The organism is Mycobacterium sp. IS-1496 (genome assembly GCF_001499995.1).
In the GTDB taxonomy this organism is placed as follows: Bacteria; Actinomycetota; Actinomycetes; order Mycobacteriales; family Mycobacteriaceae; genus Mycobacterium.
This window is the reverse complement of sequence record NZ_LQIU01000007.1, coordinates 1-19,525: the sequence shown is the minus strand read 5'-3', so window position 1 is coordinate 19,525 and position 19,525 is coordinate 1. Positions and strand designations below refer to the sequence as shown.

Below are 19,525 nucleotides of genomic sequence, written 5' to 3'. Positions count from 1 at the left end.
CACTTATCAAAGTTTTTGGGCACCGGTCTCGGCATTCCGGACACATATACGTGACAGCGTGTAACGCTTTGCGCCGTGGGAGTCCCCAGGGGCGTCGACGCCGGCGCCGTTCCGTCGGCCGCCTCGTCGCGCGGGCGCCGCCGTGACCCGCGTACCCGGCAGGACATCCTCTCGGCCACCCGGCGGATCCTGGCGCGAGACGGCTACGACCAGGTGACCGTCGACGCCGTGGCGCGGGAAGCCGGTGTCAGCCGGCCCACCGTCTACCGCCGTTGGCCGTCGAAAGCCCATATCGTCTTCGATGCCGCGTTCCAGGCCAACGCGTCGGACGACATCTTCGGCCGCACCGGCGATTTCGCCGCCGACCTCAGCCGATTCCTGCGGGCGGTGATCGAGTTCTGGCGCGAACCGGTGGTGTACGCCGCCACCCTGGGGATCCTCGCGGAGCGCCACCGGTCTCCCGAGTTGCGCATCCGGGCCCAACAGCTGCTCGACGAAGAGACCCAGGACCGGTTCACCGCGCTGATCGGTGACGGGGTCCGGCAGGGGGTCGTGGCCGCGGACATGGACGCAGAGTCGTTGTACGACACCGTGATCGGCAGCACCTTCTACGCCGTATACGTCCGGGACCTCACCGGTCCCGCCGACATCGAGGCTTTCGTCGCCCACCTCTGCTTCCTGGTCACACGGGGAGCAGCCGACAGAGAAGAGAACCGAGATGACCCAGGCTGATCGACGCCATCCCGAACTGTCGAAGGCGTTCGGCGAACTGCTCGACGAACTGCGTCTGGTCGAGGACAAGCTGCTCACCGCGGACCCACCACTCGACGACGCCGACCTGCTCGACGGGTACCGCCTCACCTTCAGCCTCCTGCGGGTGGCGGTCGACGCCTACGTCTGGGGCGACAAGGACAATCCCCGCTTCGTCGACGTGATCGGGCCGTACCTCAAGTGGGGCGGCGACAACTCCGACGCGTTCTACCAGATCGCGCCCCTCGACCCCCGCCGCACCTACCGGGTGCGCGGCAACCGCGGTGACGCCGTGTACCTGTCGATCACCGTCTACGGCGGCCCGGACGACGGTCGGTACAGCAACCGGATCGTCGGGACGCTCAACGACCGCGACCTGGAATTCGACGCCGACGGCGACTTCGAGTTCACGATGGGCCCGGAGCCGCAGCCGGGCGCCTGGCTCAAACTCGACGACGACGCGGTGATCGCGCTGACCCGCGACTATCTCACCGCGCCGGAGACCGGTCGGCGCACCCAGTGGACGATCCAGAGCGTCGATCCGCCCGCCCGGCGCCATGACGACGCCGAAGACCTGGCGCGCCGAATGCGCGCCGCCCGCACCTGGATTCGGGAACAGTGTTCGTTCCTGCCCACCCGGATCGAGCCGCCGAACGAGATCCTCGAGCCGTTCCCGGTGCCGCAGAACGCCTACGGCTGGTCGGCGGCCGACGCGGCGTACGCGATGGGGGCCTACGAGCTGCAACCCGATCAGGCGCTCGTCGTGGAGGGCACGTCACCGCAGTGCGTGTTCTGGAATCTGTGCCTGTGGAACCCGTTTCTGCACACCTACGACTACACCTACGAACGGGTCACCCTCAACGGCGCGCAGGTGACCTACGAACCGGACGGATCGTGGCAGATCGTCATCGCCGACCGCGATCCGGGACACCCGAACTGGGTGTCGACCGCGGGGCGGCGCACAGGGCTGATCTGGCTGCGCTGGTTCCTGCCCGAGGAGACACCGGCGCGGCCGCGGTGCCGGGTCGTCGACCTCGCGGAGATCTCGCGGTGACCGCGCGGGTCGCTCGTCCGGCGCCGATCGCCCTGGACGACCTCGCCGCCCCGGTCTACCCGGAGGCGGCGCGCCCGATGCGCGAGGGGCTGGCCGCCTACGGCGCCACCCTCGACCTCTCTCCGGAGGCCTTGCAGGCGACGGCCGTCGACCGCTCGGGTCTGACCGACTTCGGTGACGTGTCGTCGGCGCAAGGCTTCCGCGATCGACTAGATGTGCTGTGCGCGTCGCTGAACTCCGAGGCGTCGCTGTCGGACGTCGGCCGGGCGGTGGCCTTCGAACAGTTGACGCAGCACCTGGTGAACCGGTTGCGGCTGCAGGATCTGATCACGCGGAACCCCGACATCCTGGACGTCCGCATCGAGCGCCCGATCATCATCTGCGGGTTGCCCCGCACCGGGACCACCCACCTGCACAACATGATCGCGGCCGACCCGGCACTGCGGTACCTGCCCTACTGGGAGAGCCTCGAACCCGTGCCCCCGCCGGGGGAGGAGGGCTCGCAGGGCAGGCGTGAGCGGTGCGCGGCCGGCCTCGACCTGGTCCACACCGTGATGCCGGAATTCAGACGAATGCACGATATGACCGTCGACCACGCCCACGAAGAGATCCAACTGCTCGCCAACGACATCGGCGGCATGTTGTTCGAGACGACCTTCCACGTCCCGCGCTTCGCCGACCACTACAAGGCGCACGACCAGTCGCTGTCCTACGCCTATCTCAAGCGCACTCTGCAGGCCCTGCAGTGGCAGGGCGGAGGGAGGCGGTGGGTGCTCAAGTCCCCGCAACACCTCGAGCAGTTCCCGACGTTGGCGGCGACGTTCCCCGACGCGACTTTCGTTCTGACACATCGTGATCCGGCCGAGGTCATCCAGTCGATGGCGACCATGATCTGCTACGCCGCCAGGATGTCGTGCGAGCACCCGGACCCGGTGGCGCTCACCCGCTACTGGGTCGAGCGGTCGGCGGACCTGCTCACCGCCTGTGTGCGCGACCGCGACGCACGGCCCGCCGAGCAGTCCGTCGACATCAGGTTCGACGACTTCATGGCCGACGAGGAGGCCACGCTGGCGGCGATCTACGAACGCGCCGGCCAGCCGTTCGACGATCGGGCCCGGGCCGCGATGGCCCGGTTCCGAGCCGATCATCCACGCGGCATGTACGGGGGCGTCCTCCACCGCCCGGCCGACCTCGGGCTCGACGTCGATCAGGTTTCCGCCCGGCTCAGCGATTACCACCGGCGTTTCGTCGCCGGATGACGTGACAGCACGCAGGAGTCGAAAGACCCTCTGCGGGTACCCTCGCGCCATGAAGGAGATGCGATGAGCGCGGGTCTGTTCGGACTTCTCGACGACGTCGCGGTGCTCGCGCGGATGGCCGCGGCATCGGTGGATGACATCGGAGCCGCCGCCGGCCGGGCCACCGCCAAGGCCGCCGGCGTCGTCATCGACGACACCGCGGTCACCCCGCAGTACGTGCACGGCATCGCCGCCGAGCGGGAACTGCCGATCATCAAGCGCATCGCGATCGGCTCGCTGCGCAACAAGCTGGTATTCATCCTGCCCGCGGCCCTGCTGCTCAGCCAATTCCTGCCGTGGCTACTCACCCCGATCTTGATGTTGGGCGCCACCTACCTGTGCTTCGAGGGAGCCGAGAAGGTGTGGGGCCGCATCCGCGGCCATGACAGCCATGCCGTCCCGGCTGCCGAGGCGGGCCCGGACGCCGAGAAGTACATGGTCACCGGCGCGATCCGCACCGACTTCATCCTGTCGGCGGAGATCATGGTGATCGCACTCAACGAGGTTGCCGACCAGTCGTTCCTGCCCCGGCTGCTCATCCTGGTGGTCGTCGCTCTGGTGATCACCGTCGCGGTGTACGGCGTGGTGGCGGGCATCGTGAAGATGGACGACATCGGCCTGCGGCTGACGGAACGCTCATCGCGGTTCTCCCAGCGCGTCGGTCGCGGTCTGGTGGTCGGGATGCCCAAACTGCTCGCCGCGCTGTCGCTGATCGGCACGGTCGCGATGCTGTGGGTCGGCGGCCACATTCTGCTGGTCGGCACCGACGAGTTGGGCTGGCACACCCTGTACGGGCTGGTGCACCACGCCGAGGAGTCCGTGCACCATGCCACCGGTGCGGTGGGCGGTGTGCTCGCCTGGCTGGTCAACACCGCGGCGTCGGCGGTGATCGGCCTGATCGTCGGCGCCGTCGTGGTTGCCGTCGTCCACGTACTGCCGTTCGGCCGCAAAGATTCTCACGCCGACTCGCACGCCGAGTCCGGGGCCGGTTCGCACGCCGAACCGAAGCCGGGACCCGCGGGCGATTGACCTCTCCGGGCATGGGGTAGCCAGCCACCGTGACCGCACCTGACATGCACGAATCCGGAGATCACGTCGACGCCGCCGAAGACGACGGGTCCGCCGAGTTCCAGCCCGAAGACGGGGGAGCGGCTCCGCCCTCCTCGCACGAGCGCTAGGCGGGTCCCCGGGTCACCGACGCCAGGACGCCGTCGGTGAGCATCTCCTTGACCGCCCTGCGGTTGAGTTTGCCGCTCGCCAGCACAGGCAATTGGTCGGCCGTGACGACAGCCCACCGGGTGGGCACCTTGTACGACGAGAGTTCGGCGCGCACCCGCGCCGACAGGTCGGCGATATCGATGTCACCTCGCGCGGGGACGACGGCGGCGCACACCTGTTCCCCCCGCTCGGGGTCCTCGACGCCGACGACGACGCACTGCGCCACATCCGGGAACTGCTCGACGACCGCCTCCACTTCGAGGGGTGAGACGTTCGCGCCCGCGGCCTTGATCAGTTCACTGGTCCGGCCGACGTAGAACAGGCGCGGGTCTCCGTGTCTGCGGTAGACCCGGTCGCCGGTGTGATACCAACCGTCGGCGTCGAAGGTCTCCGCGCGTTCGCGTTTGTTGTAGCCGGCCATCACGCCGACGCCCCGGACGAGGAGTTCGCCGACGGCGCCGTCGGCGACCGGCCGTCCCTCGTCGTCGACGATCGCCATTTCCGTGAACGCGAAACCGCCTGCGGTCTCCGACATCGTCCGGTGGACGGGGTAGCCGTCCGGGACATCGATCATCGCGATGTCGAGGGGGCCGTCCCGCAGCATCGGTGCGCTGCCGAGGTCGCGGGCGGCGAAGGTGGGGTGGTCGCGCAACCGCTGCGTGAACGCCGGCCAGCCGACCAGTCCGGTCGCCCGTTCGCGCTCGATCAAATCGAGCGCGGTCTCCGCGTCGAGACGCGGCAACACCAGCACGGTGACCGGTTCGTGCAGCGCACCCGTCGCCGCCAGCAGGCCGCCGATCCAGAAGAACGGCATGGCGCACAGGATGCGCACGGCACCCGTGGATCCGGTGACCGCGCGCACCGCGGCCGGCCACCCGGACGTCTGCCGGATCAGGGTGCCGTGGGTGTGCAGCACACCTTTCGGGTCGGCCGTCGATCCGGAGGTGTGCACCATCACCGCCAGGTCCGCCGGGGATACCTCGTCCTCGACGGCCGCCAGCACATCACGAGGGACGAGCGCCTCCGGCGCGCCGCCCGCAGCGGTCACCCACGGGCGGTCGGCCCCACCGGTCAGTACGACCGTGCGCAGATAGGGCGCCTCGGTCAGCGCGAGCCGGCCGGCCGGCTGACCGGCCAGCGCCGGGAACGCGGCCTCGAAGCGTTCGGCGACGTCGATGCCGAGAACCTCCGACGGGCCAGCCAGGAGCGCGACGTCGGCCAACCGCACCACCTTGGCCAGTTCGGCCGGGGTGTACATCGTGCTCAGCGGCACGGCCAGCGCCCCGATGCGCGAGACCGCCAGCCACCAGACGATCCAGTCCACCCCGTTCGGGAAGAACAGGCCCACCCGCGCGCCCTTGCCGATGCCCTGGCCGAGCAACCAGCGGGCGATCTCCGCAGAGCGCTGGTCGGCGTCGCGGTACGTGAGTCGCCCGGTCGGGCTGACCACGTAGGTCTGATCGCCGAAATCGCGGACGCTCTGCGCCAGGAGAGCCGGAATCGTGGGACGCGGCGGGATCATCTGCCGATCTTCTCCGACGTGATCACCGCGGATCCCGCGGGGTCGTGTCGGGGGTTGATCCAGCTCACTCCCGGCATCGGAACAGCTGCTGAGACACACACGTTGAAGGGGCTATGACGTCCCTCTTGGGCAGCGGCGAGCCTGCCCACCGGACGCCGGTGGACCTGTCCGACCGGCTCCTCGACATCAAGCGGATCTATCACGAGCCCGACATCGAGCGGTTCCCTCGGGCGCGCGCCGTGCTGGACCGCTACCCCGACGCCGAGCGCATCGAGGTGCTCTCCCATCAGGCGATCCCGGGTCTGTACGGCAACGAAGGCAACGTCGAGGACTGGGTCCGCAACAAACGCGAAGTGCTGGTCCTCGGTGAGAAGAAGAGCCTCAGCGCCCGCCGCAACGAACGGTCCAGCGACTGGATCGCGCCGTCGACCGCCAACGGTTGTGCGATGGCGTGCTCCTACTGCTACGTCCCGCGCCGCAAGGGTTACGCGAACCCGATCACCGTGTTCGCCAACATCGAGAAGATCACCGGTTACCTCGAGCGGCACGCCGCCCGCCAGGGCGTCAAACCCGAACCCAACCAGTGCGATCCGCTCGACTGGGTGTACGACATCGGCGAGAACAGCGACTGTTCTGCCGACGCTCTGGTGTCCGAGAACGTGCGCGACCTCGTCGACCTGTTCGGACGAAATCCCAACGCCAAGGCCAGTTTTGCGACCAAACTTGTCAACCGCGACCTGCTGACGTACGAGCCGCGCGGCGGAACCCGGGTGCGCTTCAGCCTGATGCCGGCCGAGACGTCACGACAGGTCGACGTCCGCACCTCGAAGATCGCCGACCGCATCGCCGCGATCGACGACTTCGTCGAGGCCGGCTACGAGGTGCACCTCAACTTCAGCCCGGTGATCGTGCACGAGAACTGGCTGGCCGACTGGGCGGATCTGCTCGACCAGATCGCCGATCAGACCAACGATCGCACCAAACGGCAGTTGGCGGCCGAGATCATCTTCCTGACGCACAACGAGGGATTGCACGACGTCAACCTCGGCTGGCACCCGAAGGGGGAGGAGCTGCTGTGGCGGCCCGACCTCCAGCAGCTCAAACGCAGCCAGAGCGGCCAGTGGAACGTCCGCTACAAGAGCCCGTGGAAGGGCAAGTGGGTCCAGCAGCTCACCGATCTGATCGGCGACAGACTGCCGGACTGCCGGATCCGCTACGCGTTCTGAGCCGGGGCGTCAGCGAGCCTTCCACCGGGGCTTGCGCTTGTCGCGCCACGCCTGGATGCCTTCGCCGACGTCCTCGGTGGCCGCGGCGACCTTGCGCATGGTCTCGCCGAACCGGACGGCTTCGATCCAACCCATGTTCGCGGTGCGCCACGCCACCTCCTTGGTCGCCCGCTGAGCCAGCGGCGCGGCCTCGGTCAGGGTGCGGGCCCAGGCCTGCGCCTCTGACTGCAGGTCCTCCGGCTCGACCAGCCGCCAGACCAGGCCGACCTCCTTGGCCCGCTCGGCGGTCATCGGCTTGCCGGTGAGGAGTAGCTCCATCGCATCGGCCCAGCGCACCCGCTCGGGCAGCCGGATCGCACCGACGATGGTGGGCACTCCGAGCGACACCTCGGGAAACGAGAACGTGGCGGCGGTGCTCGCAATCACGAAGTCGCAGAACAACACTCCGGTCACGCCGTAGCCGACGCACGGCCCGTGCACGGCCGCGATCGTCGGCTTGAACAACTCCATACCGCTCTCGAAGGAGTTGATGGTCGGCTTCTCCCAGAACGTCCCGGCGAAGGTGCCCACTGACCCCTCCCCGTCCTTGAGGTCACCTCCGGCGCAGAAGACGTCCCCGTTCGCGGTGAGGATGCCGACCCAGGCGTCCTCGTCCTCCCGGAACCGGTTCCAGGCGGCGTTGAGGTCTTCGCGCAGCGCTCCGTTGATGGCGTTGCGGGCCTCGGGCCGGTTCAGAGTGATGGTGGCGACGTGGTCGGCGACGTCATAGGTGACGAGGGTCATGCCTGCACCCTAGTTTCGCCGGGCGCGCGCTCACTGTCCGGAGAGCCACCTGTCGAGTCTGCGGCGGTCCCGTTTGGTCGGCCGTCCCGCGCCGCGGTCGCGAACCGCGAGGGGGACCTCAGTGGTCCGCGGAGTCGGCGGGGTCCGGTCGAGGTAGCAGGTCACCGCATCGGCCGCTCCCACCCGCTTCTGGATCACCCGCACGACTTCGACGATGCGCGTCCGGTCGCCGACCAGCGCACGCACCTGGTCGCCGGGGGCGACCGTCGTCGACGGTTTCGCGGGCCGGTCGTTGACCCGAACGTGCCCGCCCCGGCACGCCGCTGCGGCGTCCGGCCGCGTCTTGGTCAGCCGGACCGCCCAGAGCCAGCGATCTATGCGGGTGGAATCCATGGCAGATTTCTAGACATCGGAGCTCTCACGCCACAGGTCGATTCCGGATTCGGTGGCGTAGCGGTCGATCTCGGACAGTTCGTCCGCGGTGAAGTCGAGGTTGTCGAGTGCGCCGAGGTTCTCCTCCAACTGTGCGACGCTCGACGCGCCGACGAGTGTCGACGCGACGGTGGGTTCGCGCAGCACCCACGCCAGCGCGAGTTGGGCGAGGGTCTGTCCACGGCGCTCGGCGATGGCGGCGAGGCCGCGCAACTGCTCGCGCACCTGGTCGGTGACCAACGCGTCGTCGAAGGAGGGTCGGCTCGTGGCGCGGTCGATGTCGGCGGGCGGCGCCTGCAGGTAGCGGTCGGTGAGCAGACCCTGCGCCAGCGCGGTGAACGCGATCGCCCCCATCCCGGCTTCCCGGAGTTCGATGGTCAGACCACCCTCGATCCAGCGGTTCAGCAGCGAGTACGACGGCTGGTGGATCACCAGGGGAGTGCCGAGACGTTGCGCGATCGCGGCCGCCTCGGCGGTCTTGGCGGCCGAGTACGACGAGATGCCGACATAGCGGGCCTTCCCGGCGCGCACCGCGGTGTCGAGTGCGCCGACGGTCTCTTCGAGCGGTGTCGTCGGATCGATGCGGTGGGAGTAGAAGATGTCGACGTGGTCGAGGCCGAGGCGATCGAGCGATTCGTCGAGGCTGGCGAGCAGATAGGCCCGTCCGCCCAGCTGACCGTACGGTCCCGGCCACATGTCCCAGCCTGCCTTGGTCGAGATGATGAGCTCGTTGCGGTACGGCTTGAAGTCCCGGCGCAGCATGCGACCGAAGTTCTCTTCGGCCGAACCGTAGGGCGGCCCGTAGTTGTTGGCGAGGTCGAAATGAGTGATGCCGCGGTCGAATGCGTACCGCAACACGTCGCGCTGCACGGCGAAGGGCCGGTTGTCGCCGAAGTTGTACCAGAGGCCCAGTGAGATCGCCGGCAGTAGCAGCCCGGAGGTACCCACCCGCCGGTAGGGCATCGTGTCGTACCGGTTCCGCTTCGCCACCCAGGGGTCGTGGGTGAAGGGCACGTCACCGATGAGCAAGTCGTCGGCCATGTCGGCAATCGTAATGACCGGCCACCTCTTCACCGGATTCGCTTCAGCACCGCCGGTGCCCACTGCGGCCACGCCGGAGACCCGATCGACTCGCCACCGGCGAACTGCGCGACGATCCGCGGGCCTCTGCGGCGGCTGTTGTCGTAGACGGTTGCGCTGTCGCAGGAGCTGATGGCCTGCACCGCGTGATCCCAGAGTCGGCGGTGCCGTTCGCGGATCTTCTCCTCGGCGACGCGGTGACCGCCGGCGAGCACCCGGTGTCTGACGCGTTCGACCGCCAGATCCTCCGGGATCAGCAGGACGTGCAGGACGACCGTGAAATCGCGGTCGTGCGCTTGTGCGATGAGCTCCAGTTTGGAGGGATGGGAGAACACCGTCTCGGCGATGAATGAGCGCCCGGCATCGATCAGCGCCGTTCGGGTGGCGGCGGCGATCCGCGCGGCCTCGTAGGAGTGGCGTTCCGCGTCATCGGGCCAGCGCTGTCTGGCGATCTCGTCGGCGTTGACGAACGGACTGCCCGGCAGCAGCGGGGCCAGGGTGAACGCGACGAAGGTGGACTTGCCGGCCCCGTTCGGCCCGATCACGAGGTCGAGTCGGCGCATCCTGGGCCGGCCGGGTCAGGCCGAGGTGTCGGGGAGGACAACGGACGTGCCGTCGGGACGGTACTGGACGATCCGGCCGGCGTCGTCGAGAGCGACCGTGGTGATCCCGCGGGCGGCCAGCAGACCGCCGTAGTCGGCGCCGGCGAGTTGCTCCTCGATCGCCGCGGAGATCTCGGCGTTGAAGACCACGCCCTCTTCGTAATTGAGCGTGTTGAGATCGGCCTCTCCGGCCAGCGCCGCTTCGACGCGGCGGCGCGCGGCGGTGTGGTGGCTGGAGACGGCCCGGCCGACGCGGGCCCAGTGGTCGAGTTGTTGTTTGGCCGAACGGCTCTGGCGCGCGCCTTCGGCCGCCGCACTGTCGATCAGATCTGCGGCGACGCGGGTCACCCGGTCGGCGACGTCAGCCATGGCGCACCTTTCGTAGCAGGATGCTACAAGTGTAGCAATCTGCTACAGATTGTCCCGCTATCGTTAACTGGCAGACAGCGTCCCCCATGATCAGTTAGATGCAGTGGTGACCGCAGACCAGGCCCGCAGCGGCGTCCTGATGGCCATCACCGCACAGGTCTCGGTCCAGATGGGAATGGCCGTGGCCGTCGGTCTCATCGATCGGATCGGCTCGGACGGCACCGCATGGCTGCGGCTGGCGTGGGCCGGCGTGCTGCTCCTCGTGGTTGTTCGCCCGCGACCCTCGGCGTTCACCTGGCGGACGTTCGGCATGTGCATCGTGCTGGGGTGTGTGACCGCGGCGATCACGCTGTTGTTCATGGCGTCGCTGGACCGCATCTCGCTCGGCACGGCGACGGCCCTGGAGTTCCTCGGCCCGCTCGCCGTCGCCGTCATGCACGGCAGAGGCCGCCATCGGGTGGTGTGGCCCGGTCTCGCCGCGGTCGGGGTGGTGCTGCTGTGCCAGCCGTTCGACGGCGGTATCGATCCCAAGGGTGCGCTGCTGGCGATCGCCGCCGGAATCTGCTGGGCGATCTACATTCTGCTGACCCAGCGGGTCGGAGACGAGGTGGCCGGGGTCAACGGGCTCGCGGTGTCGATGCCCGTTGCCGGGGTGGTGTCGAGCCTGTTCGTGAGCACCGCGGTCTTCGAGCGGATGACCCCGCAACTGCTGCTGATCGGGCTCGGCATGGCGGTGTTGCTGCCGGTGGTGCCCTACGTCCTGGAGTTGTTGGCGCTGCGCAGATTGACAACGGCCGCGTTCGGCACATTGATGAGTCTGGAGCCGGCGTTCGCGATGGTCGTCGGCTTCCTTCTCCTCGACCAGGAGCCGGGGGGCGCGGGCATTCTCGGCATCGCCGCGGTGGTCGCCGCCGGGATCGGCGCCGCCCGCGGCGGTGGCCGGGAGATGGCCGTACCGCTCGAGGTGGGTTGACGCCGCCTTCGCCCGGCGGGAATGTGACGGCGGCCATCCGGGTTGGCCCAGTCATGGCGAAGATGAGCAGCGACGACCGTGAGAAGTTCCTGGCCGATGTCCATGTCGGCGTCATCGCCGTCGAGCGGCCCGACCGGGCGCCGTTGGCGGTGCCGATCTGGTACGACTATCGGCCCGGCGGCGAGGTGCTGTTGTGGACGGAGTCGGAGTCGCTGAAGCACAGGCTTATTCGTGATGCCGGCCGCTTCGCGATCACGGTGCAGGACGAGAACCCGCCGTACCGGTACGTCACCGCCGAGGGTGACGTCACGAGCATCGGGCCCGCCGAGGACGCGGACGTCCGCGGGCTCGCGGTGCGCTACCTGGGCGCGGAGGCCGGTGACACCTTCACCGACGAGAACCTCACGTCCACCTCGATCGCCATCCGGATGCGTCCGGCGCGTTGGTTGAGCATGGACTACGCGGAATAGCGCAGGCTATCCCGAGGCGTCGAGGATCTTGATCGCGAAGACCAGCGAGTCGCCGGGCTGGATGCCCGCGGCGGGCTGGCCCTCGGGATAGCCGTCGGCGGACGTCATGGCGACCGCGACGGTGGAGCCCACCTTCTGTCCGGCGATGGCCTTCTGGAAGCCCGGAACGACACCGTCGAGCGGGAAGTCCACCGGTTCCCCGCGCTCGTAGCTGTTGTCGAAGACCGAGCCGTCGCGTCCGTTGACTCCCATGTAGCAGACGGTGACCGCCGCCGTGTCCGCCACGACCGGACCGTCGCCGGCCTTCAGTGTCTGCACCTGGGTCTCGGTCACGCCGAACGGGGGTTGCACCTCGACCGACGGGGCCGCCGCATCGGTGGATCCAGTGACCGAGACGCTGCCGGTGGCGCCCGGGAACGTCCACTCGGGTGCGCCGCCGACCGCGGGCGCCGCGGTGGGGCAGGTGCTGGCCGCCGCCGAAGTGACCGGCGCGGAAGGCGGAAGCAGGTCAGCCATCGCGGATGTGCTCGCCGACGAACTCGTCGACGACGTCTCCGTGTCGGAACCGCACGCTGCGAGCGTCATGACCAGCGACGCGGCGCACGCGACGACCGCAACCGAAGAGGGCATACGAAGTGAGTTCACCGTGGTCACGGTACAGCCGCACGGACGCGCTTCCGATGCCCGCCCTGCGATGGAGTCTGCAGTACGCCGGCTCGACGACCACGGCATCTTTCACATCGCCAACGACCTGGCGACGTGGTCGCGTGAGCACGTCGACCTGATCACGCGCACCGGCGCGATCGGTATGGAGGCGAGCTGCGCGCGCATCCACGCACAAAGGCACCCACCGCACTCGCGCAACGTTGGATGAGCGACCGTCTGGGGCCACGCCCCGAACCAGCGCTGCTGCTTCTCGCCGATCTGCGTCGCATCCACCGCCTGGCGGCCGGGGTGTCGCTGGGCTGGGAGTTGCTCGTTCAGGGTGCCAGGCAGTCAAGGATCCCGATCTGCTCGCCGTGGCGCAACGCTGCCACCCTCAGGCGTTGCGCCAGATGCGCTGGGCCAACGCGATGCTCAAAGAGTTGTCACTGCAAGCCCTCGCCGGCTGAAGCGCAGTCACTTTCGCCTGCGCCGACGTTCAGGCGCGCTCACGACGCCCCACCGTGTGCGGACTGGTCGTCTTGGCGCTTTCGGCGGTTCTTGGTCACGATGTAAACGACGACACCGGCGACCACGATCGCGGGGGCGAACGCGGGGACCGCGATCCAGATCGGATGGTCGGCGAGTATCTCGACCTGTGAGGCCGTGGTGGTCAACATGAAGAAACCAATCCTCGAGATGTTGATGCGTGCATCACTCAAATAGTTGCCGCAGCGCAACTGAAGTAAACCTTCAGGCCCCGTCGTACCGGTCCCTTCGGGTTTCCGACTGTTGGTTCCGTCTGGATGTCACCGGCCCACCTGTACGGTCGCGACCGTCCGATCAGGTTCGATCAGCACGACGGTGACGGCGCCGGGCTCGTCGGCGGTGAAGCCGAACACCTGATCGTCCCGGGCCGCCACGTTGAAGGTCTGAGCTGGATTCGTCCCTATGTGAATTCGTCCTTCCGCATCGCTGTCCACACGCAGTTCGACGCGTTGTCCGACAGCGGCGGTCAGAGTGGCATTCCTCGGCTCGACGGCGCCGTTCGAGATGTCGATGTCGATCAGGACCGCGGACGGGGTCGGCGCTGATGACGTCTTCGCGGCACCGTCGGGTGGTGACTGCACCGTGGTCGTAAAGTTCTCGCCGGTCGGATACGGCGTCGAACTACACGCTGCCGTCGCGAGCACGACGGAAACCGCGACGAGCGCCGGTGTGATGATTCCTGAGGGAAACCGTGGCCACCGCATACCATGACGTACCCCATGGCCGAAACCTGATACGCCCGGAAATCGGCGGCGGTGCAGGTATCAGTGCCCTTGTGTCGGGTACCAAGCGGCATGAGTGCGCACAACCGTATTGCTGCGGCAACGCGGCATCGGCTGACCGTCATCGGGGGCGTGGTGTCGGCTGTGGCCCTGGCCACGTCTGGGTGTTCAGGCGGCTACTCCGCGCTCGGTACCCACACTGCCCAGATCCTCATCAACGGCGTTGACATCGGGGAGCGACCGCGCATCAGCTGCGAACAGGTCCAGTGGGTGTGGTACGTGCAGACATTGCGTGATGCACCGGGTTTCAGCGCGCAGGTGCGCACTGGTGACACCGTCGAACCGCGCGCGGTCCGGATCGACGACCTGGGGGGCTTCACCGGCAGCTATTGGGACGGCACTGTCGGCGCTGCCGCGGCGTCGATCGTCGAAGGGACTCTGATGCTGACCGGTACCGCAGAGGGCCATTACAGCGACGCGCCGAAGGAAGACGCCACCGCACGCTTCGCGATTCGCACCGACTGTTGAACAAAGAGGGGAGTGGCCACCATGGACGACAGTTCACCCGATGACACGGAGCGTGTCGGAAGCAAGCGCGCGGGGGCGTCTTTCGCGGGCGGCCTGTTCGTCGTCGCGTCAGGGCTTTTCAGTCTCTCGCTGGGACTCGCGACGCTCTTCTACGACCAGTTCCTGCGATATGGGCCTCGATGGGTCTTCAAGCTGAACGAACCGTGGTGGGGTCTGATCCATGTCATCCTCGGCGCCGCGATGATGCTGATCGGGTTCGCCGCGATGACGGGCGCGAGGTGGGCACGGACCACCGCGCTGGCGCTGACCACGGCGACGACTACCTTGATGCTGATCTGGACGATCTACTACCCCGCGTGGACCGTTCCGGCGATGCTGCTGGGCGTACTGGCGATCGGTGCACTCCTGAGCGCTGATCCCGTCCAGCGGCGATGACGCAGTCACGCATCGTCAGTGCGCTGCGCCTCTCCGTCGTTCAGCGGTCCTGCGTCGGGCACGCCTCGACTGGGACGGGCATCTCGATGTCCCCGGCTCGGTCGAATCGGAACGTCACGCTGGCCGACATGCCCGGCCGAACCGTCGGCGCGAGTTCGCCGAGTTCCACCGCCGGCACCTCGCCGCCGGCGTCCACCGCCGGTGCGCTGGGCTGCCCGAACCCGACGCTGGATTCGCGTGGGATGTCCACTCCAGAGACGATCTCGCCGTTCACCGTTGCGTTGGTCGACAGACCGACGAGCCGCTCATCCTCCGATGGGTGGTTGTTGGTGACGGTGAAGCGCATCTTCGCCCCGGTGTCCACCTGTATCGCGCAGCGTCCAGGCAGAAACGCCGGCACGATGAACGCATTCTCGACGGTGGTGCTCTCGGTGTCCGACCCTGAACCGCGGTTCGACGAGCCTGTTTCCGGCTCCCCGCCGCAGGCGGTGCCGGCTAAGGTCACTGCGGCGACCAATCCGAAGTAGCTGCCGAGACGGTGGATCGATGTCAAGTGCATGGTTCTCTCCTCCTGTGTGGTCATGTGCGCTACTGATCAGATTGGCGCCGGAGCGGTGAGTTGCTTTGGACCGGAGCGGCGGTGAAGATGCAGACATGAACGCGCCGCCGAGGGCACGCCCCGTGGACGACCGCCCCAGCGCGGAACAGATCGACGCGGTGTTGCGCGCGTCGCGCGCCTTGGTGGGTATCGCCGCGACCTCGTTGGCTGCCGTCGAGGATGTGGTGACCGTGCCGCAGTGGCGGGTACTCGTCCTGGTCTACACCCGGGGGCCGCTGAATCTGGCGTCGGTCGCGGCCGAGTTGGCCGTCAATCCGTCGAACGCCAGTCGGACCTGCGACCGGCTGACCAAGGCCGGTCTGCTTGATCGTCGTGAGTCCGAAGTCGACCGGCGCAACATCGTTTTGACTTTGACCCCGGCGGGGCGGCGGCTCGTGCAGAAGGTGACTCGTCAGCGTCGGGTGGCCATCGAGAAAGTTCTGCGTCGTATGCCTGCCACCACGCGGGAGGGACTGGTGGGCGCGTTGGCGGAGTTCGCCGCAGTAGCAGGGGAGTCCGATGACGAGGGTCCCGTGGTAGCAGCTCTGTGGCCACCGACCCGGTGATCTGACACCCGTCTGCCGGACCCGGAGTTCGCCCGGGCTCAACGGCGTGCCGCCACTGTTGAGCATCGGCGTCAGCCGTCGCCGCCGACCAGGTTCGGCACCGCCAAACCCAGGGCTGTGGGGTCGAAGACTCATCACCACCGCCTGTTCCCCGTCGCGACGTCTTGAACCCCCTTACGCAGCAATCGTCTCCCGGCGCAACACTGTCTGCTTCGCATAAATTGCGTTTTGGCAACGATTGCCATAGAACGTGTGCGGTTGAGCAGCCGAGGGTAGGCGGTCCACAAAACCGTACGAGCTCACCGAGGAGGAGTCGTGACCGCCACCACCGACTGGCAGCGGCCGACCGGCCGACCGAGCACCCCGGTCACCAAGTCAACGGTGTCATCGCCCACGAGCGGGGACCCGACGGCCGACACGTCACCGCACGACGACGTCCTCGATGTCGACGACCTCTTCGATCGGCTCGCGCTCAGCGCCGACGACCGCGAGCGCGAAAGGTGGCGGCGACGCATCATCACCGCCTGCCTACCGGTCGCCGATCACCTCGCTCACCGTTTCATGGGTCGTGGCGAGCCGTCGGAGGATGTGATCCAGGTGGCCCGAATCGGCTTGATCAAGACCGTGGATCGTTATGACCCGGACAAGGGGCACTTTCTCGCGTTCGCCGTTCCGACGATACGAGGAGAGATCCGACGCCATTTCCGGGACAACACGTGGACGGTTCGTGTGCCCCGGCGAGTTCAGGAAACGCAGATGCGCGTGCGCGAGGCGGTCGGCTCGCTCTCGCAACGACTCAGTCGCGCTCCGACATCCGCCGAGTTGGCCGAGGAGCTCGAAGTCGACCGCAGTGGCCTCTGCGACTCCGAAGCCGCCACGACCGCCTACAGGCCCGTGTCGCTCGACGCCCCCCTGCCAGGTGCGCTGGAATCCGACAGCGAGACGGTGGGCGCGACACAAGGAACCGACGACCCCGGATACGACAAGGTCGAAGACATCATCCTGCTTCGAGACGCCATCACCGACCTGGACCCCCGCCGACGGGCGATCGTGGGAATGATCTTCTTCGACTGCCTCACCCAGCGCGAAGTGGCCCGTCGGCTCGACGTCTCGCAAGTGCAGATCTCCCGGCTGCTCAACGATGCGTTGACCCGCATCCGTCAACGAATCAACCTCGACGCGGCCGCGGCGCTGTGCACGCTGGGGCCGTTCATCGGCACCGTCTGATGTCTCGGACGGAGGACGCTGTGTCGCTCCACGCCTGATGTCGATGCTCGGCGTTCCCGCGACACGAACACCTGTGGGGCGGGTGATGATTTTCCCCAGCCCACCGAGTCTGTTCATCGAAATCAGGTGGGCTACGAGAATGGAGTGGTGATGGCGACGACGTCTGCGCGCGGTGCATACCTTCCGATCAACGGGCTGAACCTCTATTACGAGGTGTACGGCGAGATTCGCGCCGGGAAGGTACCCCTGCTGTTGATCCCCGGCGCCTTCATGGCCACCGACTCGATGAAGGTGTGGGCGGAGGCGTTCGCCCGAGAGCGCGCCGTGATCGTGTTCGACCAACAGGGACACGGCCGCACCCCCGACACGTCGCGCCGGATGTCCTACGAGCAGTTCGGCGACGACGCGGCGGCGTTGTTACGCGCCCTGCAGATCGAGCGCGCGGACGTGATGGGCTATTCGCAAGGTGGGGGAGTCGCGCTGCAACTCGCCGTCCGACACGGATCGCTTGTGAACAAGTTGGTCTCCATGTCGGCGACATTCCGCAGGGACGGTTGGTATCCCGTGGTCGGTGAATCCATCGCAGGACTGGGCGCGGACGCGTTCGCCGGTACGTCCGTCGAGAGGATGTTCTTGGAACACACTCCGGACTCCGCGAAGTTCGAGGCCTACCTGGAGAAGATGAAGGCGTTGAACATCGACGACCAGGACATCACCGACGAGGAGATGCGCTCGATTCCGGCGAAGACGATGGTCATCGTCGGGGACGCGGACGGAGTGACGCTCCAACACGCGGTGCAGATGTTCAAGCTGCGCGGTGGGGGAGACGAGCAGGCGGCGGCGACGGGTGTCCTGCAGGACGTCCCGTCCGCGCGATTGGTGGTGCTGCCGGCGATGTCGCACATCGGGGTCTCAGGAGCGAGTGACACGCTGGTACCGATGGTGAGCGCGTTCCTCGACGACGTGGCGCCGGTGACGCCGGAACTGTTCTGAGCCGTGGACCGGTGACGCGGTCACGCAGTCACGCGGTCTGATCGTCCCGTGCGTCATCGCGCGCCGAGTTGTTGCTCTGATGCACCGGCGATTCCCAGGTGTAGGGCTCTTCTGGATGACCGGAACCGCCGAGGATGAATGTGCGGTCGCTGCGATTGGCGCGGGCGATGGTCGCCAACCACGTTCCCACCGTGCTGAAGCGGTTACGCACGCCGGTGAGGAACGCGATGTGGATGAAACCCCAACCGAGCCAGCCGACGAGGCCGGTGAGTTTCACCGGCCCCGCCTGCAGCAGGGCATGCCCACGGCTGATGTACGCCGCGGATCCGAGATCCCGGTACCGGAAGTCCTTGCGGCGATTGCCGGCGACGTCGCGGCGGATGCAGGCCGCGGCGTGCAGACCGCCCTGCATGGCGTTCTCCGCCACCCCCGGGAGGCCGTCACGGCCCGCCAGGTCACCGATCACGAACACCTCGGGATGGCCGGGCACCGAGAGGTCGGCATGCACCGAGATGCGGCCCGAACGGTCGGTCTCGGCGCCGAGCACCTCCGCTGCATGCCGCGCGAAGGGCACCGCCTCGACGCCTGCGGTCCACAGCACGGTGCGGGTGGCGTAATCCACCTGTGTGCCATCATTTTTGGCGCTCACAGTGATCCCCTCGCGCCGGACGTCGGTGACGTGAACACCGAAGTGCAGCTCCACTCCCAGGTCTTCCAGCGTCCGACACGCCCGTTGGGAGAGCCCGGGCGCGAAGCTCTTGAGCACCCGGTCGCCGCCGTCGAACAGCAGCACCCGCGCCTCCTCCGGTTCGATACTGTGAAACTCGTTGGCCAGCGCCCTTGTTGCCAGTTCGCGGATCTGTCCGGCCAACTCGACACCGGTGGGACCCGCGCCGGTGACGGCGAACGTCAGCCACTGGTCGCGTTCGGGACCGGGCGGCAGAGTCTCGGCGATCTCGAACGCGGCGAAGACACGGCGGCGGATGCTGAGCGCATCGTCGAGCGTCTTCATCCCGGGCGCCCACGCGGCGAAATGTTCCTTCCCGAAGTAGGACTGGCGCATACCCGCCGCGAGCACCAGGTAGTCGTACTCGAGGTCGAACGTCGACTCGTCGGGCCGGCGCGCGGTGACGCGGCGGGCGTCGGCGTCGAGCCGCACGGCTTCACCGAGCAAGGTGGTGACGTTGCGGTGTTCAGCCAGCTCCTCGCGCAGCGAGCGGCTGATCTGGCCGATGCTCAATGTGCCGGTCGCGCACTGGTAGAGCAGCGGTTGGAAGACGTGACATGCGGCTCGGTCGAGCAGCGTGACGTCCACGTCCACGTGTTTGAAGCGACGGGCGCAGAACAGACCGCCGAATCCTCCACCGATGATGAGTACCTTCGGTCGTCCGTTTGCCATGTCGCATTATCTCCCGGCGGTTTCAAGCGGTCGATGCAACAGCTGGTGGGTTGGACAGTAGTTGGTTGAGGGCTTCGGCCGGTGTTTTC

At 67.6% G+C, this 19,525-nt stretch carries 23 protein-coding genes and 1 pseudogene; 13 read left to right on the top strand and 11 right to left on the bottom strand.

Going from position 1 to position 19,525, the window contains the following annotated elements; genetic code table 11:
• Positions 1-75: 75 nt before the first annotated feature.
• The 4 genes from AU195_RS04930 to AU195_RS04915 all read left to right on the top strand — a co-directional run bounded on the left by AU195_RS04930 (position 76) and on the right by AU195_RS04915 (position 4,131).
• Entirely contained in the window at positions 76-732 is a 657-nt protein-coding gene (locus tag AU195_RS04930; protein WP_059157951.1) for a TetR/AcrR family transcriptional regulator, read from the top strand.
• Positions 719-1,804, top strand: coding sequence for a DUF1214 domain-containing protein (locus AU195_RS04925; RefSeq protein WP_059157950.1), 1,086 nt, complete (start codon positions 719-721; stop codon positions 1,802-1,804). The genes AU195_RS04930 and AU195_RS04925 overlap by 14 nt, the downstream gene beginning before the upstream one ends.
• On the top strand, positions 1,801-3,063 hold the full coding sequence (locus tag AU195_RS04920) for a sulfotransferase family protein (protein ID WP_059157949.1): 1,263 nt from the start codon (positions 1,801-1,803) through the stop codon (positions 3,061-3,063). The genes AU195_RS04925 and AU195_RS04920 overlap by 4 nt, the downstream gene beginning before the upstream one ends.
• Positions 3,064-3,126: 63 nt before the next feature.
• Positions 3,127-4,131 carry a DUF808 domain-containing protein gene (locus AU195_RS04915; RefSeq protein ID WP_059157948.1) on the top strand — a complete coding sequence of 335 codons (1,005 nt, stop codon included), beginning with the start codon at positions 3,127-3,129 and terminating at the stop codon, positions 4,129-4,131.
• Positions 4,132-4,276: 145 nt separating this feature from the next.
• Here the strand turns inward: AU195_RS04915 and AU195_RS04910 are convergent, their stop codons facing one another.
• On the bottom strand, positions 4,277-5,842 hold the full coding sequence (locus AU195_RS04910; RefSeq protein ID WP_216636377.1) for a class I adenylate-forming enzyme family protein: 1,566 nt from the start codon (positions 5,840-5,842) through the stop codon (positions 4,277-4,279).
• Between the two features lie 113 nt (positions 5,843-5,955).
• Here AU195_RS04910 and AU195_RS04905 point away from each other — a divergent pair, with 113 nt between their 5' ends.
• Positions 5,956-7,068 (top strand): spore photoproduct lyase family protein, encoded by a 1,113-nt coding sequence (locus tag AU195_RS04905; RefSeq protein ID WP_059157947.1) that lies wholly within the window; start codon positions 5,956-5,958, stop codon positions 7,066-7,068.
• 9 nt (positions 7,069-7,077) lie between these two features.
• On the opposite strand, the gene AU195_RS04900 is transcribed toward AU195_RS04905, so the two are convergent.
• Genes AU195_RS04900 through AU195_RS04880 form a run of 5 tightly spaced genes read right to left on the bottom strand, consistent with a single transcriptional unit; the run spans position 7,078 to position 10,334 of the window.
• On the bottom strand, positions 7,078-7,851 hold the full coding sequence (locus AU195_RS04900) for an enoyl-CoA hydratase/isomerase family protein (protein WP_059157946.1): 774 nt from the start codon (positions 7,849-7,851) through the stop codon (positions 7,078-7,080).
• Positions 7,852-7,881: 30 nt separating this feature from the next.
• Positions 7,882-8,244 carry an RNA-binding S4 domain-containing protein gene (locus tag AU195_RS04895; protein WP_059157945.1) on the bottom strand — a complete coding sequence of 121 codons (363 nt, stop codon included), beginning with the start codon at positions 8,242-8,244 and terminating at the stop codon, positions 7,882-7,884.
• A gap of 9 nt (positions 8,245-8,253) precedes the next feature.
• A complete protein-coding gene (locus AU195_RS04890) occupies positions 8,254-9,324 on the bottom strand; it encodes an aldo/keto reductase (RefSeq protein WP_059157944.1) in 1,071 nt (356 codons plus the stop codon).
• A gap of 29 nt (positions 9,325-9,353) precedes the next feature.
• Positions 9,354-9,926 carry an ATPase gene (locus AU195_RS04885; protein ID WP_059157943.1) on the bottom strand — a complete coding sequence of 191 codons (573 nt, stop codon included), beginning with the start codon at positions 9,924-9,926 and terminating at the stop codon, positions 9,354-9,356.
• Positions 9,927-9,941: 15 nt separating this feature from the next.
• Entirely contained in the window at positions 9,942-10,334 is a 393-nt protein-coding gene (locus AU195_RS04880) for a TA system antitoxin ParD family protein (RefSeq protein ID WP_059157942.1), read from the bottom strand.
• Positions 10,335-10,440: 106 nt separating this feature from the next.
• Between AU195_RS04880 and AU195_RS04875 the strand changes: the two genes are divergently transcribed.
• Positions 10,441-11,307 (top strand): EamA family transporter, encoded by an 867-nt coding sequence (locus AU195_RS04875; protein ID WP_172800476.1) that lies wholly within the window; start codon positions 10,441-10,443, stop codon positions 11,305-11,307.
• A gap of 53 nt (positions 11,308-11,360) precedes the next feature.
• A complete protein-coding gene (locus tag AU195_RS04870) occupies positions 11,361-11,777 on the top strand; it encodes a pyridoxamine 5'-phosphate oxidase family protein (RefSeq protein ID WP_172800475.1) in 417 nt (138 codons plus the stop codon).
• 6 nt (positions 11,778-11,783) lie between these two features.
• On the opposite strand, the gene AU195_RS04865 is transcribed toward AU195_RS04870, so the two are convergent.
• Positions 11,784-12,422 carry an FKBP-type peptidyl-prolyl cis-trans isomerase gene (locus tag AU195_RS04865; protein WP_172800474.1) on the bottom strand — a complete coding sequence of 213 codons (639 nt, stop codon included), beginning with the start codon at positions 12,420-12,422 and terminating at the stop codon, positions 11,784-11,786.
• Here AU195_RS04865 and AU195_RS26345 point away from each other — a divergent pair.
• Positions 12,361-12,889: pseudogene (locus AU195_RS26345) on the top strand (hypothetical protein). The gene AU195_RS04865 and the pseudogene AU195_RS26345 overlap by 62 nt on opposite strands.
• Before the next feature lie 39 nt (positions 12,890-12,928).
• Here AU195_RS26345 and AU195_RS25905 read toward each other — a convergent pair.
• Both AU195_RS25905 and AU195_RS04855 read right to left on the bottom strand, forming a co-directional pair.
• A complete protein-coding gene (locus tag AU195_RS25905; RefSeq protein WP_172800473.1) occupies positions 12,929-13,099 on the bottom strand; it encodes a hypothetical protein in 171 nt (56 codons plus the stop codon).
• 129 nt (positions 13,100-13,228) lie between these two features.
• Entirely contained in the window at positions 13,229-13,612 is a 384-nt protein-coding gene (locus AU195_RS04855; RefSeq protein ID WP_286149134.1) for a hypothetical protein, read from the bottom strand.
• A gap of 150 nt (positions 13,613-13,762) precedes the next feature.
• On the opposite strand from AU195_RS04855, the gene AU195_RS04850 reads away from it, so the two are divergent.
• A complete protein-coding gene (locus AU195_RS04850) occupies positions 13,763-14,218 on the top strand; it encodes a lipoprotein LpqH (RefSeq protein WP_059157938.1) in 456 nt (151 codons plus the stop codon).
• Positions 14,219-14,239: 21 nt separating this feature from the next.
• Positions 14,240-14,653 (top strand): DUF7144 family membrane protein, encoded by a 414-nt coding sequence (locus AU195_RS04845; RefSeq protein WP_059157937.1) that lies wholly within the window; start codon positions 14,240-14,242, stop codon positions 14,651-14,653.
• 40 nt (positions 14,654-14,693) lie between these two features.
• Here AU195_RS04845 and AU195_RS04840 read toward each other — a convergent pair whose 3' ends face one another.
• Positions 14,694-15,236: a copper chaperone PCu(A)C domain-containing protein gene (locus AU195_RS04840; protein ID WP_286149133.1), complete on the bottom strand. Its 543-nt coding sequence runs from the start codon at positions 15,234-15,236 to the stop codon at positions 14,694-14,696.
• Positions 15,237-15,307: 71 nt separating this feature from the next.
• Here AU195_RS04840 and AU195_RS04835 point away from each other — a divergent pair, with 71 nt between their 5' ends.
• The 3 genes from AU195_RS04835 (at position 15,308) to AU195_RS04825 (ending at position 18,037) form a co-directional block, all read left to right on the top strand.
• Positions 15,308-15,817 (top strand): MarR family winged helix-turn-helix transcriptional regulator, encoded by a 510-nt coding sequence (locus AU195_RS04835; RefSeq protein ID WP_059157936.1) that lies wholly within the window; start codon positions 15,308-15,310, stop codon positions 15,815-15,817.
• Between the two features lie 315 nt (positions 15,818-16,132).
• Positions 16,133-17,044, top strand: a complete 912-nt coding sequence (locus AU195_RS04830) for a SigB/SigF/SigG family RNA polymerase sigma factor (RefSeq protein ID WP_286149132.1) — start codon at positions 16,133-16,135, stop codon at positions 17,042-17,044.
• Positions 17,045-17,194: 150 nt separating this feature from the next.
• Positions 17,195-18,037 (top strand): alpha/beta fold hydrolase, encoded by an 843-nt coding sequence (locus AU195_RS04825; RefSeq protein ID WP_059158028.1) that lies wholly within the window; start codon positions 17,195-17,197, stop codon positions 18,035-18,037.
• Positions 18,038-18,065: 28 nt separating this feature from the next.
• Here the strand turns inward: AU195_RS04825 and AU195_RS04820 are convergent, their stop codons facing one another.
• Entirely contained in the window at positions 18,066-19,436 is a 1,371-nt protein-coding gene (locus tag AU195_RS04820; RefSeq protein ID WP_059157935.1) for an NAD(P)/FAD-dependent oxidoreductase, read from the bottom strand.
• Positions 19,437-19,525: the final 89 nt, after the last annotated feature.